Source organism: Pseudothermotoga hypogea DSM 11164 = NBRC 106472 (assembly GCF_000816145.1).
Classification (GTDB): domain Bacteria; phylum Thermotogota; class Thermotogae; order Thermotogales; family DSM-5069; genus Pseudothermotoga_A; species Pseudothermotoga_A hypogea.
On the sequence record NZ_CP007141.1, the window covers coordinates 323632 to 346829 of the forward strand.

Annotated in this window: 19 protein-coding genes and 1 pseudogene; 13 read left to right on the plus strand and 7 right to left on the minus strand. The window is 49.7% G+C overall.

Annotated features, from left to right (window positions below; all coding sequences use genetic code 11):
* The first annotated feature begins 15 nt into the window (after positions 1-15).
* The 12 genes from AJ81_RS01780 (at position 16) to AJ81_RS01835 (ending at position 14872) form a co-directional block, all read left to right on the plus strand.
* Positions 16-462, plus strand: a complete 447-nt coding sequence (locus tag AJ81_RS01780) for a CBS domain-containing protein (protein WP_031503532.1) — start codon at positions 16-18, stop codon at positions 460-462.
* Positions 459-1760, plus strand: coding sequence for a tRNA (N(6)-L-threonylcarbamoyladenosine(37)-C(2))-methylthiotransferase MtaB (mtaB, locus tag AJ81_RS01785; RefSeq protein WP_031503533.1), 1302 nt, complete (start codon positions 459-461; stop codon positions 1758-1760). The genes AJ81_RS01780 and mtaB overlap by 4 nt, the downstream gene beginning before the upstream one ends.
* Positions 1753-2562, plus strand: a complete 810-nt coding sequence (locus AJ81_RS01790) for an aminotransferase class IV (protein ID WP_081708946.1) — start codon at positions 1753-1755, stop codon at positions 2560-2562. Before mtaB ends, AJ81_RS01790 begins: the two co-directional genes overlap by 8 nt.
* Positions 2559-2858: a DUF721 domain-containing protein gene (locus AJ81_RS01795; protein WP_031503537.1), complete on the plus strand. Its 300-nt coding sequence runs from the start codon at positions 2559-2561 to the stop codon at positions 2856-2858. The genes AJ81_RS01790 and AJ81_RS01795 overlap by 4 nt, the downstream gene beginning before the upstream one ends.
* Positions 2842-4743, plus strand: coding sequence for a DNA topoisomerase (ATP-hydrolyzing) subunit B (gyrB, locus tag AJ81_RS01800; protein WP_031503539.1), 1902 nt, complete (start codon positions 2842-2844; stop codon positions 4741-4743). Before AJ81_RS01795 ends, gyrB begins: the two co-directional genes overlap by 17 nt.
* Complete coding sequence (locus AJ81_RS01805) at positions 4736-5239, plus strand: DUF4894 domain-containing protein (RefSeq protein WP_031503541.1); 504 nt, start codon at positions 4736-4738, stop codon at positions 5237-5239. Before gyrB ends, AJ81_RS01805 begins: the two co-directional genes overlap by 8 nt.
* Positions 5226-6482, plus strand: coding sequence for a cell division protein FtsA (gene ftsA / locus AJ81_RS01810; protein ID WP_031503542.1), 1257 nt, complete (start codon positions 5226-5228; stop codon positions 6480-6482). Before AJ81_RS01805 ends, ftsA begins: the two co-directional genes overlap by 14 nt.
* Before the next feature lie 18 nt (positions 6483-6500).
* Positions 6501-7565 carry a cell division protein FtsZ gene (ftsZ, locus tag AJ81_RS01815; protein WP_031503543.1) on the plus strand — a complete coding sequence of 355 codons (1065 nt, stop codon included), beginning with the start codon at positions 6501-6503 and terminating at the stop codon, positions 7563-7565.
* Positions 7558-9258 carry a GspE/PulE family protein gene (locus AJ81_RS01820; RefSeq protein ID WP_031503545.1) on the plus strand — a complete coding sequence of 567 codons (1701 nt, stop codon included), beginning with the start codon at positions 7558-7560 and terminating at the stop codon, positions 9256-9258. The genes ftsZ and AJ81_RS01820 overlap by 8 nt, the downstream gene beginning before the upstream one ends.
* Before the next feature lie 107 nt (positions 9259-9365).
* Positions 9366-10457, plus strand: a complete 1092-nt coding sequence (locus tag AJ81_RS01825; RefSeq protein ID WP_144316874.1) for a hypothetical protein — start codon at positions 9366-9368, stop codon at positions 10455-10457.
* A 24-nt stretch (positions 10458-10481) separates the two neighbouring features.
* Positions 10482-12782 (plus strand): endonuclease MutS2, encoded by a 2301-nt coding sequence (locus AJ81_RS01830; RefSeq protein ID WP_031503549.1) that lies wholly within the window; start codon positions 10482-10484, stop codon positions 12780-12782.
* A complete protein-coding gene (locus AJ81_RS01835; RefSeq protein WP_038059653.1) occupies positions 12779-14872 on the plus strand; it encodes a cell division protein FtsA in 2094 nt (697 codons plus the stop codon). The genes AJ81_RS01830 and AJ81_RS01835 overlap by 4 nt, the downstream gene beginning before the upstream one ends.
* Here the strand turns inward: AJ81_RS01835 and AJ81_RS01840 are convergent.
* From AJ81_RS01840 to AJ81_RS01865, 7 genes and pseudogenes are all read right to left on the minus strand, one after another.
* Positions 14811-15185 carry a GNAT family N-acetyltransferase gene (locus tag AJ81_RS01840; RefSeq protein WP_041425798.1) on the minus strand — a complete coding sequence of 125 codons (375 nt, stop codon included), beginning with the start codon at positions 15183-15185 and terminating at the stop codon, positions 14811-14813. The two genes, AJ81_RS01835 and AJ81_RS01840, sit on opposite strands and share 62 nt — an antisense overlap.
* Positions 15186-15224: 39 nt before the next feature.
* A pseudogene (locus tag AJ81_RS11070) lies at positions 15225-15350 on the minus strand (RNA-guided endonuclease InsQ/TnpB family protein); the annotation flags it as partial.
* A gap of 188 nt (positions 15351-15538) precedes the next feature.
* Positions 15539-16492 (minus strand): ABC transporter permease, encoded by a 954-nt coding sequence (locus AJ81_RS01845; RefSeq protein ID WP_031503554.1) that lies wholly within the window; start codon positions 16490-16492, stop codon positions 15539-15541.
* On the minus strand, positions 16489-17523 hold the full coding sequence (locus AJ81_RS01850) for an ABC transporter permease (protein ID WP_031503556.1): 1035 nt from the start codon (positions 17521-17523) through the stop codon (positions 16489-16491). The genes AJ81_RS01845 and AJ81_RS01850 overlap by 4 nt, the downstream gene beginning before the upstream one ends.
* Positions 17520-19052 carry an ABC transporter ATP-binding protein gene (locus AJ81_RS01855; protein WP_031503557.1) on the minus strand — a complete coding sequence of 511 codons (1533 nt, stop codon included), beginning with the start codon at positions 19050-19052 and terminating at the stop codon, positions 17520-17522. Before AJ81_RS01855 ends, AJ81_RS01850 begins: the two co-directional genes overlap by 4 nt.
* Positions 19053-19101: 49 nt before the next feature.
* Positions 19102-20184: a BMP family lipoprotein gene (locus AJ81_RS01860; protein WP_031503559.1), complete on the minus strand. Its 1083-nt coding sequence runs from the start codon at positions 20182-20184 to the stop codon at positions 19102-19104.
* The gene (locus tag AJ81_RS01865; protein WP_031503561.1) at positions 20181-22103 is read right to left on the minus strand and encodes a hypothetical protein; all 1923 of its coding nucleotides are present in this window, start codon (positions 22101-22103) and stop codon (positions 20181-20183) included. Before AJ81_RS01865 ends, AJ81_RS01860 begins: the two co-directional genes overlap by 4 nt.
* A gap of 284 nt (positions 22104-22387) precedes the next feature.
* Here AJ81_RS01865 and AJ81_RS01870 point away from each other — a divergent pair, with 284 nt between their 5' ends.
* Positions 22388-23158, plus strand: coding sequence for an AfsR/SARP family transcriptional regulator (locus tag AJ81_RS01870; RefSeq protein WP_031503563.1), 771 nt, complete (start codon positions 22388-22390; stop codon positions 23156-23158).
* The last annotated feature ends 40 nt before the right edge of the window (positions 23159-23198 follow it).

Below are 23198 nucleotides of genomic sequence, written 5' to 3' on the forward strand. Positions count from 1 at the left end.
GGTAGAGGTGATGCCGTGAGGGTCTACGATGTCATGGTCAGGGATGTGACCGCCGTCACGCAGGAAGACAGTGTCGAAAACGTCGTACGGATCATGGCCACTCAGTTTTTGAGTGGGGTTCCTGTCGTTACCGAAGACATGAGGGTGATAGGTTTTGTGAGCGAAAGCGATATAATCCGGGCCGCGATACCAGGATACTTTTCGCTTTTGCAATCTACGACTTTCATCCCCGACATGAGCCAGTTTCTCAAAATGGCTGCCAAGTTGAGGGACAAACCGGTTCGAGAAATCATGACGCATCCTCCACTCGTTGTGAACGAGAACGCTTCTCTGGCTCACGTTGCCGATCTGATGATAAAGCACAATGTGAAGATTCTCCCGGTCGTGGACGAGCACGGCCGGCTGTTGGGTGTGATCACGAGGACGAATATCGTTAGAGCGGCCATGGAAGGATATCTATGAGGGCCTTCGTAACCTTTTTGGGTTGCAAGGTGAACCAGTACGAGACCGAGCTGATCATTGAGCAGCTTGAACGTGCTGGAATAGTGGTTTCGTCACAACCAGTCGATGTCGACATATGTGTTGTGAACACCTGCATGGTAACCAATGAGGCTGCGAGACAGTCCCGTCAACTTTTGAGAAAACTTAGGAGAATGAACCCAGATGCCCTTGTCATAGCCACGGGCTGTTATCCCCATTTGGACGCGCTGTCCATAAAAGACTGTGGAGTTGACCTGGTCCTTGGAAACAGAGAAAAGAAGGAGCTCGTGAAGCACATCAACGAATGGTTCCGGAACAAGGAACAGAAAGTGTTGATCTCACAACCAGATTATGAAATCAGCGAACAAGTGAGCAGTTTCCTCGCAGACCGAGTCAGAGCTTATGTGAAGGTGCAGGACGGATGCGACGAATACTGCACCTACTGTATCGTACCACTCGCAAGAGGCAGAAAAATCAGAAGTAAACCAACACAAGTCGTAATACGAGAAGTCAAAAACCTCGTCAACTCAGGTTACAAGGAGATCGTTCTCACCGGCGTGAACCTGGGCAGGTACGGTCGAGACATCGACACCAGCTTGGCCCATCTTGTGAGACGATTGCTGAACGAGGTCGTGGAAGATTTTCGAATCAGACTCAGTTCGATCAACGTTCAGGACATATCTGCTGAGCTCATAGAACTGTTCAAGAACAATGAAAAGTTGTGTCCCCATCTGCACATACCGATCCAGAGTGGTTCGAACAAGATCTTGAAAGCCATGAACCGAAGCTATACTGTCGAACAAGCTTTGGCACTTTTTGAGCGCCTGCGCAGCTTGGATCCGTTTTTCTCTATAACTACCGACATAATAGTGGGCTTCCCCGGAGAGACCATCGGAGACTTCGAAGAAACTCTGGCACTCGTCAAAAGAGCCATGTTCTCCAGAGTACATGCGTTCAAGTATTCCGACAGGCCGAACACACCTGCGTCACGCATGAGACATAAGGTTCCACCAGAAGAAAAAGACAGACGAATGAAACTGCTCAGAGAGATCGCAGAGAAAGTCGCAGCGGATTACCGTGCGGCATCGGTGGGAAAGATCAGAACGGTGCTCGTGGAAATGAACAAGGACGGTGTGAGTTACGGATACGACCAATATTACGTTCGTCACGAGTTTGTCTCCCTCAGTACCAACGTTCTCGCGAAAGTTGTCGTGAAGAAACCAAACGGAGCAGGGGTGGTGTCGCAGGTTGTTAGTTTGGAGAAAAGCGTGGTTGACTGAAGCTGAAACCAAGCTGGATATAGACGAACCAGGGTTCTTGTACGGAGGAGTGGCTTACGAAACTTTGCGAACGTACGATATGAAACTCTTCGCCCCCAAATATCATTATGAAAGGCTGCTGAACACTCTCTCATATCTGGGCCTTGAACTGCCTTTGGACTATCCAACCTTCAGAAGGATACTGGAAGAAGGTGTTCAAAAGCTTGGAAAAGAGGCTTCAATCAGGGTCATTGTTGTTCCAAGGGGAAGGTTCAGTGCCTTCGAGTACTCACCCGAACACGGCGAGCTGATCGTTTACATGCGCGAGCTGAAGGTGGAACCACTGGGTTACGTTAAGATAAAGGTGAGCAACGTGAGGAAAATAGATCCGCTGTCTACACCTGCCGATTTGAAGGTCGCAGGCAGAACGGACATACTCTTGGCCAAACGTTCCAAAGGCGACGCTTACGACGTCATAATGATTGGAAATCGTGGACAGGTGTGCGAAGGAACCTTCACGAACGTCTTTCTCGTGAAAAAGGACAGGCTGATCACACCAAGCGTTGAGAGTGGTATTCTGCCTGGAATAACAAGACTGAACACGTTGAGACTTTGTCGAACTCTCGGTATGACGGTCGAAGAACGCTGGGTTGAGCTGGCTGAGCTTTACGGTGCCGACGAAGTGTTTTTGACACACACAAGCAGGGGCATAGTCCCGGTAAACGAAATCGATGAATGGAAGCGCTACGAAACCAGGATCGGACAGTTTTTGGCGAGCAGGTTCGAGGAATTCATAAAGACTGTCAAGGAGAACTGGGAATGAAGAAGTTGAGCGATGTTTTGGAAGGTCTCACCAGACACGACCCACTTTTCAAGCAGCTGAAACTCAGGTTGGTGGTCTCAGATCTTGCGGGTATTTTGGGCGAATCACTGGCTAAGCATTGTCGTTTCGTGGAGTTCTCCAACGGAACTGTTTTCTTCGTGTGCGACAGTGATGTGTGGTTGACCGAAGCTCGCTTCATGTCGAAGAAGATCACCGAGAAAATCAACGAAAAGCTGGGTGAAAAAATGGTCAACGACGTTGTCTTCAGGAGGGATCGAAATGGCGATCGATTATAGACCGGAAGACATAAGGGTACTCAAAGGTCTCGAAGCGGTCCGCCTGAGACCCGGTATGTACATAGGTTCAACTGGAAAGAGCGGGCTCCATCATCTGCTGTACGAGATCATCGACAACAGCATGGATGAGGTCATGGCTGGAGCGTGTGACAGAATTAGAGTTGTGCTTCATGAGGACGGCTCCGCCGAAGTTGAAGACAACGGCAGGGGTATCCCTGTCGAAATCCATCCCGAGACCGGAAAGAGCACTCTGGAAACGGTTATGACGGTGCTCCACGCCGGTGGAAAGTTCTCTAATTCCGCTTACAAAGTCAGTGGGGGACTCCACGGAGTGGGAGCCTCTGTGGTGAACGCACTGTCCGAAGTCATGGAAGTGTGGGTGCGTAGGAACGGACGAATTTACTATCAGAAGTACTCGAGGGGCCAGCCGATTTGCGAGGTGAAAGAGCTCGGTGAAACAACCGAACGCGGAACCGTCGTGAGGTTCAGACCCGATCCAGAGATATTCTCAACGACGGAGTTCGATCCGGACATCATCGAAAACAGGCTGAGAGAGCTCGCCTTTCTCAACCCGGGCTTGACCATAGAATTCGAAGATAAGATCAACGACTACAAATCTAAGATGAGCTACGCGGGTGGCATAAAAGAATACGTGAGTTACATAGTGAAGAATACCAACTCAAAGCCGTTGCACGACATCGTATACATTTCGGATTCATACGAGAACATAAAGGTAGATATAGCCTTAGTCTACATCGCCTCGCAGGACGAGGAGACGCTGTATTCTTTTGTGAACAACATTCGAACGATAGACCACGGAACACACGTGTCAGCGTTCAGAAACGTTCTCACGAGGTTGCTGAACGATTATGGAAAGAGCCTGGGCTATCTGCGCAAAGATGAAGCATTTTTGGGTGAAGACGTCAGAGAGGGTCTTGTAGCCGTTGTGAGCGTTCTCATGCCCAATCCGGAATTCGAAGGTCAGACGAAGGGCCGTCTGGGAAGCGAGAGTGCAGGAACAGCCGTGAGCAAGATCGCAAAGGAACGCCTGACGGAATTCTTTGAGATCAACAAGCCTGTGTTGAAGATCATACTCGAGAGAGTGCAACAGGCAAAGAGGGCAAGAGAAGCGGCCAAAAAAGTGAGAGAACTCGTGAAACGCAAGAGCGCCTTCGATGGAGCAGCGTTGCCCGGAAAGCTCGCAGACTGTGTAACGAACGATGTGGAAAAATCCGAGCTCTTCATTGTCGAAGGTGACTCCGCTGGCGGTTCTGCGAAGCAGGCGAGAGACAGGGAATTCCAGGCGATATTACCCCTGAGGGGTAAGATTCTTAACGTTGAAAAATCTTCGATACAAAAGTTGCTCAGCAACGAGCAAATAAAGGACATAATCGTCGCAGTGGGAACCGGGATTGGAGAGAAGTTCGATCGGACCAGATTGCGCTACGGCAAGATCATCATCATGACGGATGCCGATGTGGACGGTGCGCACATAAGAGTTCTCCTTCTAACCTTTTTCTTCAGGTACATGAGACCACTGATAGAAGAAGGAAGGATCTATATAGCCGTTGCACCACTCTACAGGGTTCAGTTTTCAAACAGAATCCTGTATTTGTACAGCGACGATGAATACCAAGCTTTGATGAAAGAGCTCAACGGTTCAGAGAAAGTTGAAGTGCAGCGTTACAAAGGCCTGGGGGAGATGAACCCCGAACAACTTTGGGAGACAACGATGAATCCTGTCACAAGACGTTTAATTCGTGTTACGATAGAGAATGCGGAGGAAGCGGACGCTTTGTTTGGGATACTCATGGGCCAAGACACGGTCGAGAGAAAGAACTTCATCGAGCGACACGCTTTGAAGGTGACTTATTTGGATGTATAATTTTAAGAAAGCGGTGACCTTGGTTGGTATTTTTTGTTCACTATGTATCTTCTTTTTTACGGCGAAATTTGTGAACGTTGCAGCCAAACCGACGAGTGGAGAGCGTGTTTTCTTGGTAGCTCACAAAGGAAGATTGTGGTGGGTGGGACGAAGCGGGGAATTACTGGAGGTTGCCAGGACGCAGGATGTTCTGTCAAAAGCGTACGTGAGTGGTTTGGAGATAGTGAACGCGCGTCTCGACGAAAGCAGTTTGCATCTGATCGAAAAGCTGAAACCAGCTTTGGATAGTTTGTACATTGTCGAGGTAATTCCGAACGAGAAGAGGGTTATGTTATTAAAAGGTGTGTCGCTGAGGTTCAACGATTGGGAAGATTTACTCAGGAACCTGCAAGCGTTACCCGAGGCGATCAAAAGGATGGAGCCCAGAGGGGAATATTTTTTGTCCCCACAGGGGCTCTTCTACAAGCTAAGGGGTGGGGACGATGAGAAAAGGTGAAAACTACTGTTTGATTGACATTGGGAGTCACACGTGTAAAGGTGTGGTCCTCAGACATACACCGCAAGGTTTGGAAGTGCTGGCGAAAGGATTTGTGAAGTCCAGGGGTATAGAGGGTGGCGATGTCAGGGATGTGGCTGCCATCATCGAAGTGATCGAGTCACTGGTCAACGAACTTGAACAGGAATCGAGGATCAAGCGTGCAGAATTCATAGTTTCGAGCAGCCACAGTAACGTTCGATTGATCGATCACGGCACAGAGTTGATCCTGTCCGAAAACGATAAGAAGACAGTGGACGAAGCAACAGCTGATTCGCTCAGTACAACTGCAGAAGAAGAACTCTCGAGCAACTACAGGCTGTTGCATTTCTACCCAAAGAGGTACATCGTAGACGGGACAAAGTATGTGCTGAACCCGGTGGGAATGAACGCAAACAAGGTTCGTTTCGAAGCGGCCGCCGTCGTGATGGAAAAGGATTCCAGTTCGGTTTTCGATTTTCTGTCCGATACACTTCCAGAGCCTCTTTTTGTTGGACATTCGAGCCTTTTCGCGGCTGATTGTGCTTTGAGCGATGTGGAAAAGGAGAATGGTGTTTGCCTCGTCGATCTCGGATACTCCCACACTTTCACGGTGATCTACCTTAATTCTGTTCCCACCAGGGTGCATGTGATACCGCTCGGACTTAAGAACGTTCTTCGCGATATATCGATCGTGCTCGGAACATCGATAGAAGAAGCAGAGCGACTGCTCAGGTCCGAAGGAAGCGCCGTTTACGGAGAATCGTCTTATGCGCAACAAAAGATCGAGTACAGGGGACTGGATGGCAGAACCCTGAAGACCACCACGAAGGAGGAACTCGCACGGATAATACACGCCCGTTTGAGGGAGATTCTCACGAAGGTCAGAAGAACGATCAGAGAGTTCACGATGCAGAGCCCGATCAACATGGTAGGAAAGTTACCCGGTGGGATCGTGTTCGTGGGTGGTGGAGCCAAAATACCCCGTCTCATAGACCTGGCCTTAGACGTGTTCGAAGGTCCGGCGCGCGTTGGAACGTTCAACGTTACGAACGTGCCCATTTTGAACGATGACGAGGCTGCGGACGATCCCGCACTGTGTGGTGTGCTGGGTGGAATAGTCCAACTCTTGAGGCAGAGTCAACCCATCGTTTCAGCAAAAACATCGAGTTCGAAAGAAAGTTTCTTCAGGAAGCTCGTTGAGATGTTCAAGAGTTTGTGGTGAACTTGAGGAGGCGATCCTATGCCTTTCGAGCTGAGCAAGCAAGAGAAAGGTAAAGAAGCTGAGAAGCTGACAAGAAAGCGAATCCCCATCATAAAGGTCATAGGGGTGGGGGGTGCGGGCAACAACGCGGTGAACCGCATGGCCAAGATGGGTTTGAAAAATGTTGTGCTCATAGCGGTGAACACTGATGTGCAGGTTCTTGAAGAAACCGAAGCGGATCTGAAGATTCAAATAGGAGAACGCAGGACGCGTGGTCTTGGAGCGGGGGGAAATCCAAAGATTGGAGAGGAAGCCGCCCTGGAGAGTTTGGACAAGATAGAACAAGTCCTCAAAGACACTGACATGCTCTTCATCACCGCCGGGTTTGGCGGTGGGACTGGAACAGGTGCCACGCCGGTAATAGCCGAGGCGGCAAAAAAGCTGGGTGTGCTGACGGTTGCCGTTGTCACCACTCCTTTCTACTTCGAAGGCAAGGAAAGATGGCAGAGGGCAATGGAAGGATTGAGAAAAGTCAAGTCGAGTGTGGACACACTCATCAAGGTATCCAACAACAAGTTGCTCGAAGAGCTGCCCGCAGACGTGACGGCAGTCGAAGCATTCGCGGCGGCCGACGAGACGCTCCATCAGGGTGTGAGGGGCATCTCAGAACTCATAACTAAGAGGGGTTACATAAACCTTGACTTCGCTGACGTAGAATCGGTCATGCGCAACGCAGGCGTTGCGATGCTTGGTATAGGCATAGGAAAAGGCGCAAACAGAGCGGCAGAGGCTGCGAAAAAAGCCATGACGAGCAGGTTGATGGAGCAACCTGTGGAGAACGCTAAGGCAATAATACTGAACGTCTCCGCACCGAAGACTGTGCAACTCAGGGAACTCCATCTGGCCGCTTCAATTGTGAGGCAGAGTTGCAGCGAAGAAGCGGACGTCAAGTTCGGCTTGATCATCGACGATGATCTTAAGGAAGACGAAATGAAAGTCACAGTCATAGCGACCGGTTTCGATCAGGAAGAGAGGATACTCTTCCCGGAAACGGACATACCGGCGATCTACAGGTTGGGCCTGGAGGACATGACGAATGCCTGACAGGATTAGGTACAGAAGGATCGGTGAGGTTCTCCTCGAGAAGGGTATCATCGCGAAGGAACAACTCAACAGAGCTCTGGAGCATCAAAAACATACCAAAAAACCCCTCGGTGAGATCTTAGTCGAGTTGGGGTTCGTGACGTGGGAAGAACTCACAGAAGCGCTGGCAGAACAGTACAACCTGCCCATGCTCAAAGATTTTCCCAGGTCCATTCCTGCGGAAGTTTTGAACAGTTTGCCCAGAGCTTTGATTGAGGAGTTGCGTATCATTCCTATCGATAAGCGCGATGATCAACTTGTGCTTGTTACCGACAGCGTTTTCAACCTGAGCAGAATCAGAGGGGAAGTCAAGTTCATCACCGGAAAGGAACCACTGATCTATCTTGTGACACCGTCTTTGTTCGCACTCATGTACAAACAACACGTTCAGGGTGGTATCGCTGAGCTGGCACAACAGATACCAGTTGCGGAAGAGGTTGAACCCGAGGTTTTAACGATCGAGGAAACTGAAGAGCTCGAAGCAGAACCTGAAGCGCCGATCATCAAGATGGTGAACGCCCTCATCCAGAAGGCCGTGCAGATGGAAGCGAGTGATATTCACATAGAACCCTTCAGGAACTACGTGCGTGTGAGGTACAGAATTGATGGCCTTCTCCGCAAGATAATAGATTATCCTAAGGCTCAACACGGAGCGGTGGTCACACGAATAAAAATCTTATCGGGACTGGATATATCCGAAAAGCGCCTGCCCCAGGATGGAAAGTTCTACATGAGCATACATGGTGAACAGTACGACTTCCGTGTTTCGACGATGCCGTCGGTCCACGGTGAAAAAGTGGTGATGAGGATACTCAGAGTCTCTGCGGCGTACAAGCAGCTTGAAGAACTTGGTTTCAGTGAGTACAATTACAAGTTGATCTCTCAGCTCCTCATGAGGCCCAACGGTATCATCCTGGTCACAGGGCCCACTGGTAGTGGCAAGTCCACCACGCTCGTTGCTATGATAAACAAATTGAAGGATATCACCGTGAACATAGTGACCGCCGAGGATCCGGTGGAGTACACCATAGATGGCGTAACTCAGTGTCAAGTGAACCCGGAAATCGGTTTAACTTTTGCGAGGTTTCTGAGGTCTTTTCTGCGTCAAGATCCAGATATCATCATGATCGGTGAGATGAGGGACAAAGAGACAGCAAATCTGGCGGTCGAAGCTGCACTCACTGGACATCTTGTGCTCAGCACGCTTCACACGAACAGTGCTGCCGCCGCTGTAGACAGACTGGTCAACCTCGGTGTCGACAGGCACCTTTTGTCCACAGCGTTGGTCGGTGTTGTGAGCCAGAGACTGGTGCGGAAACTCTGTGAAAACTGTCGAGTTAAAGCGCAGCTCAGGCCGGAATACTTGCAGATGTGGAAAGAAGTCTTCCCGGAACTGGATCCGGTAGAATATACAGTTGGTCCAGGGTGTGCAGAATGTAACGGTATGGGTTACAAAGGAAGGGTTGCAGTCGGTGAGGTCTTGGTTCTTGACAGAGAGATCAAGGATGTGATAGTGGCTGGTGGAAGCGAGAGGGAGATATACGATCTCGCATTGCGAAAGGGTATGCGCCCCATGTTCATAGACGGCTTTGAAAAGGTCCTGAGGGGGATCACATCCTTCGAGGAAGTGCTAAGGGTGACGACGTCGATATGAAATATCACTCAAGGGATCCTGAAAGTTGGAGGAAAAAAGAACAGGAGATCGCCAGGAGAGAGCAAGAGAAAACCCAGAAGTATCGCAGACGTGGGTTTTATTTTTTATTGCTGAACCTCGTTGCTGTGTTCGTCTTCTTTTTCGGCATCAGGAGTTACTATGCTCAGCTTTCCATAGAGAAGTCCCCACTGAATCAGCTTTTGATACAGTGTGAGGACACCCATAGCGCTGGTGCTCCACTCGATGTGCAAATCAGACTCTACAACAATTCAGAAAAGAAGCGCGAGATCGTCATATCGGACTTCGCCTTTCAGATATTCAACGCTGAGAAGCAGCAAGTCTACAGTTTCAAACAAACTCAGCCTGTGAGAAGCGTTTTTGAACCATTCACGAGCCGGTTGCTCTTCGACCTCAAGAGGGAAAAAGAGATAACCAATCTTCCTTCTGGGGAATACACCATACACGTGGAAGCTACTGTGGATGGCAAAAAAGTTTCCGCAGAGAAGAGGTTCACGAGTGTGGAACGTTACGAGCTGATCGTGGAAAACTTCAACGACTTCTATTACGTTGGTGAAAAGGCCCAGTTGAAAGTGAGCCTGCTCAACCAAACCTCGCGTTCTCAAGACCTGAGGATAGATTCTCTCAGCGTCACTCTGAAACAAGACGGGAAAATCGTTTGGCAGACCACGGTCCAGGTCAAACCCTTTTGGCAGGATGTGAAGGTCGGTGAGATCGTCGAATTGGTGGAAGCCCTGGTCGTGCCCTTCGACAGAGAAGGCGTGTACTCGATACAGCTCGAATGCGTGGTGAACGGTTCGACGAATTCGTTGCTCCTACCGGTCGCGTGTATCAGTAATGCCGAAAAGAACTTGAAAAAGGTAAAGATCTACACGGATGCGCCAAAAATATACAACTTGAGGACTCCTCTGCAGTTCTCGGTGTATCTTTTGAACGAATCGAGAGACGATGTCTTCCTTGAGATAGAAGAAATTATCGTATCGCTGCTTCCCACTTCTTTGAATTTCAAGAAAGGGCCCGTGCGCATGTGGCTGACTCCCTATTCGAAGTACGAGATCTTCAGATTCTATCCTTACAGTGTGCCTGCCATCACCCAACCAGGAAACTACAAACTCTTGGTAAAGGTCTCCACGAAAAACGATCGACTCGACTTTGAAACGACATTGCAGGTGAACGAGTAGAATATCATTTGGAGGTGCTCTCACATAGAAGTTCACACGTTGGAAAGACTCGACTACGACAAGTTCTTATCCTTGCTCGCAAACTATGCTGTCACACAGCTTGGAAAAAAGTTTGTTCGTTCGTTGAGACCCAAGAAAGATCCCACACAGGAACTGAAGTTCGTGGAAGAAACCATAGAGTTGTTGAGGTCTTCCGAGAGCTTGCTTCCCAGTAACGCTGGCAGTGTGGACGTAGAAGATGTCTTGACGAAACTGAACTCGGGTTCGATCCTCGAACCACAGGAGCTGTTGAGGATCGCAGATGCCGTTGCTGTGGTCAGAGTTTTGAAGGAGAGGCTCGAGAGACTGCCAGATACCTTCACGATGAAGATGCTGGCTCAAGCTGTCGAGCCTGCCAAGCATGTTGTTGAGGAGATTCATAGATGCGTTGATACAAACGGCTGGGTAAAAGACGAAGCGTCTGAGAACTTGAAGGAGATAAGACACCAGATGAGGTCCACTCTGTCGGAAATCAAGAAGAAGAGTGATTCTTTCATTAAGGCGAACAAAGTCTTCTTGCAAGATCCCATCTGCGTTCTCAGAGACGGTAGGCACGTCTTTCCCATTAAGGCCAGTTACAAAGGACAGGTTAAAGGAATTGTTCATGCGCTTTCGTCCTCATCAGCGACTTGCTTCGTCGAGCCCGACGATTTCGTCCCCCTGAACAACACGCTTTACGAGCTCAGGGAGGAAGAACAAAGAGAGATAAACAGGATTCTGAGGGAACTGACCACACTCGTCAGGCAGAACGTCAGACGAATCGAAGAGGGCCTGAACTTCGTTGCGACTGTCGATTCTCTCCATGCCAGGGGCCTGTTCGCCATCGACCAGAAGGCCATCGTCGTCTATCCCTCATCGAGAAAGGTCGTGAGAGTCGTTCAGGCCAGACATCCCTTGCTCGATCGCTCCAGGGTCGTGCCCATAGATCTGGTCCTACCCGAAGACAAATACGGTTTGATCCTCACAGGGCCCAACACTGGGGGAAAGACGGTTTCCCTCAAAACGATAGGCCTCTTTTGCTGCATGATGATGGCTGCGATTCCCCTACCCTGCGAACACGGAAGTGAGATCTTTGCCTTTGAGAGCATCTTTGCGGATATCGGTGACGAGCAGAGCATAGAACAGAACTTGAGCACATTTTCATCACACTTGAGAAACATCGTGCTTGCGCTCGAATCGGCCAGCGAGAATAGCCTGGTCCTCCTCGATGAGCTGGGCGCTGGAACCGACCCAGTGGAGGGGGCTGCTCTTGGACTCGCCGTGATAGAACAGTTGAAACGGATAGGTTGCAAATTCATTGTAACAACCCACCTGACACCGATAAAACTCCGCGCTGTCAACGACGAAAAACTGATGAGCGCTTCTCTGGAGTTCGATCCCGAAACGCTGAGGCCGACTTATCGAATCCTCATGGGTGTGCCCGGTGGTTCCCACGCACTCGAGATAGCCCAGAGGCTGGGGCTCGACGAGACTGTACTCGAGATGGCCAGGAATTATCTGGGAAAAGATTACTTTGAAGTGGAAAAAGTTGTGGAAGAGTATCAAAAACAGTTGGTTCTCATGGAAAAGAGGATCGAAGAACTCGAGGCCGAGCGGGCCGAGCTCGAAAAGCTAAAGCAGGATTACGAACAGAAATATCAGGAACTGAAGCAAAAAAAGATAGAAGAGCTCGACAAAGAACTCAAGCAACTGTACGATTACATAAAGCAAGCTAAAAGGGATGTCGATGAGACCATACGTTCGATCAGAAGTAAGAAAGATCTGGCGAGCCTCAGGAGCGCATCGAAGCAGTTCGAAAACCATGTGGTGAAGGTGAAACAGATACAACTCAATCAGGAACCCGCTGAAGAATCACAGATATCGATCGGTGACACGGTGAGACTGAGAAGCGGGGATGCGATTGGAAAGGTCGTCGAAGTGAGGGATGACAGGTATATCGTCGATTTCAACGGATTGAGGCTGGAGGCACGTGCGAAGAACCTGGTAAAAGTGGCCCGAAAAGGAACACAAGTTCAACAGGCAATCCATGCGATCAAACCTGATTTGAAAAAACCAGAGATTGATGTGCGTGGCTTGACCGTCGAGGAGGCAGAACCTTTGATAGAGAAGTTCATCGACAATTTACTCATGTCTGATTTCAGGATCGGTTACATCATACACGGCAAGGGGACGGGCAGGCTCGCCGTTGGTATTTGGGAAATATTGAGAAGAGATAGCAGGGTCAAGCGTTACAGGTTTGGTACCTCAAGCGAGGGTGGAACAGGTGTGACGGTGGTCGAAATATGAAAAGTGTTTTCGCGTTAGACGTTGGAACGAGGAAGGTAGCGGGACTCATCGGAACTTTCGAAGACGAAGTTTTGACTGTCGTCGACTACGAATCTATGGAGCATCCGGTGAGGAGCATGCTGGATGGCCAGATACACGACATCGGGAGCGTCGCGAGGATTGTTGAGAAGATCAAGAAGAACCTCGAGAGTCGGAATGATACCATGCTCGAAGAAGTTGCAGTTGCGGTCGCAGGAAGATACCTGAAGACACAGATCGTCGAAGCCAGCACAAAGGTTCCCACCGGCGTGGTCGATGAGAAGATACTGAAAGAACTTGAAGCACGTGCTCTGGCGCAGATTTCTTTTTCAGACGAATCTGGGGTCAATCTCTACTGTGCGGGCTACTCTGTTCTGGAATACAAGCTCGACGGTTTCTGGATCAAGAACCCTCTTGGCCATAGAGGCGATGAGCTTTACACCAAGCTCATCGTTGCGATGTTGCCCAACCAAGTCATAGATGCGATGATCAGCGCACTTCATCTCGCCGGTTTGAGGTGCTCCTTTCTGACCCTCGAACCCATGGCAGCACTGGAGGTGGCTCTGCCAGATGATCTGAGGTTTTTGAACATAGCCTTGGTTGACATCGGGGCGGGCACGAGCGACATCGCAATCGCGAAGGGTGGCACGGTCCTCGGTTACGACATGGTCGCACTTGCCGGCGACGAGATAACGGAGGCCATAGCGAAACACTACTTGCTCGACTTCAAAACGGCAGAGATGCTCAAGAGAAAAATCGAGTCCACGCAGACCATCGAGGTGAACAACCTCACAGGTGAAGCGATACTCGTAGAGAGATCACAACTGGAGAGAATTATAGATCCGATCGTCACACAGATCGCAGAGAACATAGCTCAGCGCATAGAGGCGTTGAACCTGGGTAAACCCAGCGCCGTCCTGCTGGTTGGTGGAGGGGCGAAGCTTTCGCTTTTGAGAGAAAGGATCGCTGAAGTGCTGAAACTTCCGAAAGAGCGGGTAGCGCTCAAATCGGTTGAGGAGTTTGAAAGGATCAAGTCAATCAAGGAAGGTTTCGTCGGAAGTGAGTTCGTCACTCTGGCGGGCATTGCGTACATGAAGGCGAAAGAGCTTGGTTCCATCTACGACGTGGTTAGATTGAACGGCGAAGAAGTGCGTTTGTTGAATTTCGGTAGAGCTCCGACGGTCTTGCAGCTGCTCACCCAGTCTGGTTACAGTATAAGAGACCTCATAGGCGAAGTCAGGCCGTCGTTCGTCTACACGCTGAACGGTGAGGCAAGACTCGTGCGGGGATCTATCAGAAAGAAGTATCGTGTAAAAATCAACGGCAGGGAATGCGCGCTTCATGAAACGTTGAAGACTGGAGATGAAGTCGAAGTGGAGTTTCTTGAGGGTGAAACACCCGAATCACCGATGTTGAAGGATTTGGTCAAGCCTGTTCGAGTTTTTCTCAACGGGAGCGAGATCTTTGAAATTCTTCCCACCGTTTTGGTGAACGGCCAGAACGTCGCAGATCTGGAAAGGTTCGTCAGCGACGGTGACGACATCGTCGTTTCCTGGCCAAAGAAAGAGGAGATAGAGCAGCTTTTGAACGAAAAAGTTGGCCTTGTGAAATGTACCGTGAACGGTGAAATCAAAGTCGTGCCAAGATTCAAGTTGACGCTCCAAAGGTTTGAAGAAACGGAACAGGGATTTTTCTACCATTTCGAAGGAGTCGAGATGAAAGTGAAAGATCTTCTTGCTCAACCTCTCAGTGTCAGGGTGAAGTTCAATGGCAGGCAGATCGAGATCACTCAGAAGAACCACATGGTCATGGTCAACGGCGAATATGTCAGCTCAGACAGGGTTCTTTCAGATGGCATGAGCATTCAACTGCCTCGGTTCGAACCCATCGTGGCCGACGTACTGGCCTGCGTGGAGATAAACACGAGAAACCTGAAAGACTACAGGATCACACTGAACGGAAGAGAGGCAAGTTTCGTGGACCCAATCAAGGAAGGGGACGAAATAGAATTCATCGCAAGCCCAAAGGTTTTGGATGAGCCAGAAAAGTCATCTGAACCTTCCAGAGAATGAATCCAATGAATCCATCGCCAAGAAGACTTCTCCGAGGAATTTTTCCACGTTTCTTGTAAAACTCAACTGCGCTGTTGTTTGTTTGTGTCTCTAACACGATCGCACGACAGTTCAGCCCTTGCGTAACTTGCTTGGCTTTTTCGATGAGCATCTTGCCAACGCCTTTGCCACGGTAATCTTCAAGAACCAACAACTCGTGTATTCCGAGCCTGTTGCTCCAACCTTCATTTGCAACGGTCATCCACGCGACGATCTTTCCATTCACCTCACGTTTTCTGCTACTTTGAAGAAGAGAGATTCTCCCCTTTGACACTCCCAATCCCCTGAAGGGGATGGGATTCTTAGCAGCTCTTTAGGCTGCCTTCCATGGAGCATTTGATACTCCATGGCCACAGAGGTGCGGTTTAAACCTTACACCTCTGGCGGGTGCCAATCCCGCTACTACTTGGGACTTCTTCCCAAGATACCTATGCCAAATGGCATGGTTCCCGTGCTACAGTGATAACACAAGTGCTAATAAAAATCAAGCCCCTTACCCATTCCCCTGAAGAAGAAGGGCTTGCGGGGCAGTATTTTCTGTCACGTTCAAAACCGATCGTTCAAACGCATAAAATACCATCTAACATGAAAAGCATCAACATCGGTGGGTATGTTTTTTCTTTAACTTCACTTCTCGTAGGGCACACCGTCAGCCGCAGGTGGTCGCGTCTTTCCAATGAAGCCAGCAATGACAATCAACGTGACAATGAACGGAAACATGTTGAACAACGGTTTCGTCGTCGATGCAACCCTGAGCAGTGGACTGCTCTGCAGTTGGTTTGCGAAGGCTTCCGAAAAACCAAACAGTAGGCTGGCCCACATCGCTCCCACGGGATTCCAGTTTCCGAGAATCATCGCGGCGAGCGCTATGAAACCACGTCCACCGGTCATCAGCTCGCGAAAGTTTCCAACCTCACCCACGCTCAAGAATGCCCCTCCTAACGAGGCCATCACACCACTCATGAGCACACCAAAATACCTCACCGCGTACACGTTCACACCGAGTGTGTCCGCAGCCTCCGGGTTTTCTCCCACAGCCCTCATTCTCAGACCCAGTTTCGTCCTGTAGATGATGAACCAAGCAACAAAAACGGAAGCGAAAGCAATGTATATCATCGGACTCAGCTCACCAATGGACTGCGCTAAGAATCTGTTCTTCATCAAAAGTGGAATCCTGACCTCTGGGATCTTACCCACGATGTCTGTTTGACCGGGTCTTCCAAAGATGGGTTCCATTAGAAAGCCCGTGACCCCCTGTGCGAGAAGTATGAGCGCCGTGCCTGAAACTATCTGGTTTCCCCTCCACGTTATGCTTGCCCACGCGTGTAACCACGCCATGCCCAGTCCCACAAGAACGGCGAAAAGAACCCCGATCCACGCATTTCCCGTCAACCAGGTGAAGACCACTGACACGAAGGCACCCATGAGCATGATACCTTCCAGGGCGATGTTCACAACACCAGTTATCTCACTGAAAACTCCACCCAATGAAGCGAAGACGAGCGGTGTGGCGGCCGTCAGAGTGAGTTTGTAGAACGCTGGATTGGTGAATATGTCTATCAGAGCGAGGAAGAGCCTCATTTGGCCACCTTCTTTCTCAAGAAGATCGTTCTGACGATGCGGTCTGCGGCAACAAGGAATATGATGATCGCCTGAACGATCATGATGATGTGTTTTGGAACCCCCACGAACTGCATCTCGTTCGAGCCGTTACGCAACGAGCCCATGAGCAGGGCAGCAAAGATGATGCCTATGGGATTGTTCTGCCCTATCAGAGCTATGGAGATACCGTCGAAACCCTTTCCACCAGAGAGAGTTCCCAAGAATCTGTGATGTACACCCATGACTTCCAGTGTACCCGCAAGTCCTGCGAGTGCACCACTGATCGCCATCGCCAGAACTATGTTCTCTGCCAGTTTTATTCCCCCGTACTCCGCTGCGTACGGGTTGAAACCCGCCGCCTTCAACTCGTACCCTTTGCTCGTCTTGTCAAGCAAGATCTTAATGAAAACGGCGGCCAGCACGGCGACTATAATGCCGCTCGTGAGTTCCGTTGCCTGGACCACCATCAATGGTGGTAGTTTTGCACTCGATGCTATCTCGGGACTCTTGGGCGTACCAAAACCCACGCCCATGGGTACCGTCACGACATAGCTCGAAAGATAATCCGCGATCCAGTTCAGCATGATCGTAGTCACAACTTCATGCGCACCAGTTTTGGCCTTCAAAAAACCTGCGATCGAAGCATAGCCAGCACCTGCGAGCATGCCCACCAGCATCGTCAGTGGTATCGCCAGAACTGCCGGCATCCAACCAACGTTGATCGCAAAAGCCGTTGCGGCCATAGCGCCCATGATCATTTGACCTTCCGCACCTATGTTGAACAGACCCGCCCTGAAACCAAATCCGACGGCCAACCCGGTGAGGATCAACGGCGTCGTCTTCACGATCGTCGATGCGATCGCCATCTTCGAGCCGAGAGCACCTCTTATCAGAGCTGCGTACGCAATGATGGGATTTTTTCCTATCATCAGAATAACGAAGGATGCGATTATCAACGCAACGATGATGGAAAGTATGGGTACGAGAAACGACCAAACCTTCTGGTTCAAGCCACACGCCCCCTGATTTCCTCTAATCTGTGGCCAGCCATCATGAGGCCTATCTCTTCGATGGAGACAGCGTTTGGTTCCACTTCTCCCATGATCTGACCGTTGTACATGACGGCAATCCGATCCGCCAGTGAAAGAACCTCATCAAGTTCCATCGAAACGAGCAGTATCGCGACACCTGAATCTCGCAACTGAATGAGAGTTCTGTGCACAAACTCCGTTGCACCAACGTCCAGACCCCTCGTCGGCTGAGAAATCACCATGAGCTTCGGTTCGAGTCCCACTTCCCTCGCGATGACGAGCTTTTGCTGATTGCCTCCTGAGAAGTTCGCACCGAGCATCCTTACGTTATTTGGTCGAACATCGAACCTGTTGAGCAGTTCCTCTGCGAAATTCAAGATTTTGCTATGAGAGAGAAACTCTCCGTTTGCGAAAGGAGGTCTGTAGTGCCTACCTAAGATCACGTTGTAATAAGCGGGGAACTGGAGAATCAGGCCATACTTGTGCCTGTCTTCAGGAATGTGCCCCATGCCCATTTCCCTCAGCTCTCTGGGTGTTGCGTGGGTGATATCTTTTCCCAAGAAATACACCTTTCCCGAAACGGGTTTTCTCAAACCCGTGAGCGCTTCGACCAACTCCGTCTGACCGTTGCCCGCAACACCAGCGATCGCGTAAATTTCACCGGCCCTCACTTCGAAGGAAACACCTTTGACGGCTTCCAAGTTTCTGTAATCCTTAACGTGGAGATCCTCAACCTTCAAAACCACACCGTCGGGTCTGGCGGGCGTCTTCTCCACCGTGAAGACCACATCCCTACCCACCATCAGGCGTGCTATCTGTCTGGGATCGGTCTCGTTCTTTTTTAGTACACCGGTGACCTTACCCTGGCGCATCACCGTGATACGATCACTGACGCGCATCACCTCGTTCAATTTATGCGAAATGAAGATGATCGTTTTCCCAGTGTCTTTCAACTTGAACATCGTTTCAAAGAGTTCTTCCGTTTCCTGAGGTGTGAGCACCGCTGTGGGCTCATCCAGAATCAGTATCTCAGCACCTCTGTAAAGGACCTTGAGTATCTCGACTCTCTGTTGCGTTCCAACCGGTAGATCCTCTATCTTCGCATCGACGTCCACGTGCAAGCCATAAAGTTTCGAAAGTTCCAAAACTTTCTTACGCGCACGCTTGAGATCGAAAAGAGGGCCAACACCTGTCTCGGAACCGAGCACGACGTTCTCTGCCACTGTTAGGTTGTTGACCAGCATGAAATGCTGATGAACCATCCCGATACCCATCAAAATGGCGTCTCGAGGACCTCTGAAGTTGACCTTCTTGCCGAAGATGCGTATCTCACCAGAGTCAGGTCTCAGAAGGCCGTACAGTTGGTTCATCAGCGTGGTCTTTCCCGCACCGTTCTCTCCCACGATCGCGTGTATCTCGCCTTTCAACACCGTCAGATCCACATGATCGTTCGCGACCACCTGGGGAAAACGCTTTACTATTTGGATCATCTCGACAGCTTTCTCCACGGCAAAAACCTCTCTTCGAAAAGGGGCGCCCGAAGGCGCCCCACGATTTTCAGAACGGGAAGGTTATCGCAGGAACTTGGAAGGCCTTGAGAGCATCCTCGGTGTCTGGAATCACCAGTTTGCCATCCTTTATGAGCTTTGTCAGATATTCGAGCTCGGCGATGACTCTGTTCGGTATCATGCCCTTGGTGTACTTCATGGGGCTCACACCTGCACCGTCTTCTTTCACACCGAGGACCTTCAATCCTCCTTCGAAGGTGCCTTCCCAGGCAGACTTGACACCGTAGTACGAAGCCATGGAAATGCCCTTCATGGCACTGCAGAGAACGACTCCGGGAGCCATGTAGTCTTGATCGACGTCCACACCGATCGCGAAGAAACCTTTGTTGTTCATAACAACATAGTCTATTATGTCTACCAACTTGTCAGAACCGACGAGGGCAACCATTTTTTCCTTCGCAGCTTCGATGCCACCATTTCCACAGGCACCGGCCGCCAAGAAGACGATGTCTGCGCCCTGCGCATACTGGGCCATCGTGAGGTCCTTACCCTTCTTAGGATCCTCAAAGTCGTTCGTGTAACCTTTTAAGATGTCCACTTTTTTCTTGTGAAGCGTGGAGTAGATCTTCGCACCCGCTTCGTAACCGTAGCGGAACCTTTCGACCGGTGGAATTGGTATGCCTCCCACGAAACCGATCTTTCCCGTCGAAGTCATCGCCGCTGCGATGTAGCCCGCGTAGAAGCCCGCATGTTCTTCTTTGAACACGTAGCACAGCACGTTCGGCAAGTTCGTACCCTCGGGTGGAACGATGTCGATTCCGACGAAATACACGTTCGGGAACTGCTTGGCGACTTTGAACAACGCGTCGGTCATCATGAACCCAACTGCGAAGACCACATCGGCCTCCTGTGCCGCTCTCGTCAGGTTGGGTATGTAGTCCGCCTGCTCGTAAGACTGTATGACTTTGTACTCGGCACCAATTTCCTTTGCTGCTCTGACTATACCTTCCCAGGTTCCGTCGTTGAACGACTTGTCACCGAGACCTCCAACGTCTGTGACCATGATGACCTTGAACGCCATTGCGAAGACTGAGAGCATAACTATTAGCGACAGAACGATCAGCCTTTTCACCTTGACTCCCCCTTTCTGAAAAGTTTTAAAAGATTGACACTCGCCACGAACATGGCGACCAAGAAGACCAGCGGGTTGATCGATGAAGATGTCTGTAACTGGAGCAAGGGTGACGTCTGCTCGACGATCAACATCAAATTGCGCACGTTCAACCATCCCATCACTGAGACAATCAAGAGAACGATCGATGGTCCAACAGATATTTTAGGGTTCAGAAAGAAATTTGTCAAAAACACCAGGATTGTGATCAAAATGATGGAAAGCGAACTTCTGTTGTTGAAAATTCTGATATGAGGGGATGCTGTTCGCTGAGAATTTTGAAAAATTCGTTTCTCGAACGTGCTCTGCAAATCCGAAAGAATGGGATACTTCGTGCTGAACAAACCTTCGATGTGTTGTTTGAATTCTTGTCTCAATCTGGGCGCCGAGTACTCCACCAACCTCTTACTGTATTTGAGCAAAGAATCGAGGTCCCTTTCGAAGCTCTTCATTCTCGATCTCTCGTCGAGCAGGTAGAACCTGAGCGTGTTCGACAGAGGCTGGAACATTTCCATTCTGCCCTTCGAGCCGCCATAGCGGAAGAAACTGGAAAGATCGTTGAAGAACGCTCCGTAATTCGACGAGAGGAGAATTTCCGTCACAACACCGCGTGAGTTCAAATTTGCCAGTGTCTCGACGAGATCGTTGACGATCGCTTTGGTGTCTTCCATACTCGTGTACATGGTCGAAGACAATCGCCTCACGTACTGCGAGACCAAAGAAAGTTCATCGACGTACAGTTCTCGTTTCAACAGGTCGTAGTATCTGGAACCAAGGAATTCTTCGCGCTTATCCATAGACAGTTCCTCGCATCTGGGCACCAGTGGAAAGATAGCCGCGAGCACTATCAGGATGATGCACACAACGTTTAACCATATCGGGCGCTTTTTTGGCAACCTCAGAGCTGCGAACGCAAAGCCAAAAATCAACACCAGACCGTAAGTCAAGGACTCGTACATGGAAGTCGGATCGAAGAAAAAGAACAGATATATCGCCTCGAAGCCCAACACAGAACCTAAGAGCAAACTTCTAAGCTTTACGAATCTGATGGCCGCGAACAGTGCGCACGTATAAACTATCAACCTCAACCACCAGTAGTTCTTCTCGGCTGGCGTGATCTTCTGCACCGTCTGCGCCACGTACGTCTGAAAGTTCGTGATGGGTTTGACGATGTCTCTCGCCACAAAGGCCGCTTCTCTGTTTATGTGCGCGGCGATTCTTGCAGGGTCTTTCTTTGCGTTTTCCACAACCCTCTCCAGAGCCTGGGTTAGAATTGACTGAATGGTGGGATCAGAATAAAAAGTGGTGAGATCGACAAGGTGTTTCAAGTCGATTGGAGGCGTGAAACTGTAATCGGTGATCTCTATCCGATATCTCTGAACCAAATCCAGTGGCGGTTTCTCATCCGTAAGTCCAACCTGGTAGGCAATGATCCATGCAAAGAAGGATCTGGCTTCTCTGCTGATGACGTCCCTGTATCGTGTGAAAAAGTCGATGAAAGAAGCGTCCTTCATGACGTAGTCTGCCGTTAAACGAGTCTTGGCGAGTTTGCTGGAAAGGTACGAAAGAAAAAGTGCTGCGGCGAGTTGTTCTTCCTCGGTTTCGAAGTCGTACGAGGAGTAGATCAAACTCAAATAATAACCAAGATCGGGCGTGGCTTCCCTCTTGTCCACGCTGCCAGCGATCAAAAACCTGTAGTAACGATAGAGCGCGAAGTGCTCCAAAGATTCTACGGTTTTGATCAGGAATGGATTCTGGATCGAGCCGGTCTCGTACTCGCGAACCAGCTCAAGGTAAAGGTTCAAAGCATCGGGCAGCTGGAGTGCCCAACATGTCAAAGTTAATATCAGAACCACAAATACGACTGTTTTGCTTAGCAATATTCTACCCCCGTACGTTTCAATATTAGCACACGAGATAGGAAGTCTCAAAGTGGTGTTATAATGATTTGAGCCAAGGGGGGACGCTGTGAGAGTATACGTCTTTGGTCAATTGAGAATCGAAGACGATCGAGGAAACAACGTAGATATAACTAAAATCAGATCAAGAAAGGCTCGAGAGCTGTTGCTTTACTTCATCATCTTTCACAAAAGAAGAATCCCCCGCAGAACTGTTGTGTGAAACTTTCTGGCCCGGCATGGAGGAAGATTACGCTCGAGGTAATTTGCAGACAGCGGTGTCGTTGATCAGGCGTTTTCTCGGCAAAGAGGTTTTGACTTACTCGGATGCAACATACTGTTTCGATAAGGACGATAAAGTGATAGTTGATGCTGAAGAATTCGAAAGTTCAATCGTAAGTGCGAGAAGTTGTCAAAACGAGGAAAAGAAGATACTGAGACTGAAACAAATCGTCGAAGGGTACACGAACGATGTTTTACCCGAGTACTGCTACGAAGAATGGATCGTCCATGCGCGTGAACACTACAAAGATCTTTTCATCGACGTTCTGATGGAATTGATAGCACATGCTGAGTATAGTGGTAGTTTCGCGGAAGTTCAAGATCTTTCGAAACGTGCTATGGAAAAGGATCCCCTGAACGAACAAGCCTGCCTCAGTTACATGAAGGCTCTGGCCCAGCTTGGACAAGAAACGGAGGCATTGCGCTTCTATGAGTCTTTTTCAGAGAGGATGGAGAAAGAACTTGGAGTTCTCCCGCCTCAGCAAGTCAAAGATCTTCGTGATGAACTCTTGACGCACCGAAAGAGGATGATCTGGATCGTCACTATCGAAGCGAACTCAGTAAGCGAGGCGATGCAGATTCTCAAGAGTGTTCTCAGGGGAGACGACGAAGTCAGGATCATTTCAAGTCAAAAGATCGGGCTGTTCGTGAAGGACGTCGACAGAGAAGTTGCGGAATCGATTCGAAAGAGAGTTGAGAAAGCCTTCGATGGAGGATCCATGCAAGTTAAGATCTCTCTCAGACTTGCTCGCTGATTTTCTGAATTCTTTGAGGTTTTTTTGAGCGGACAATCAG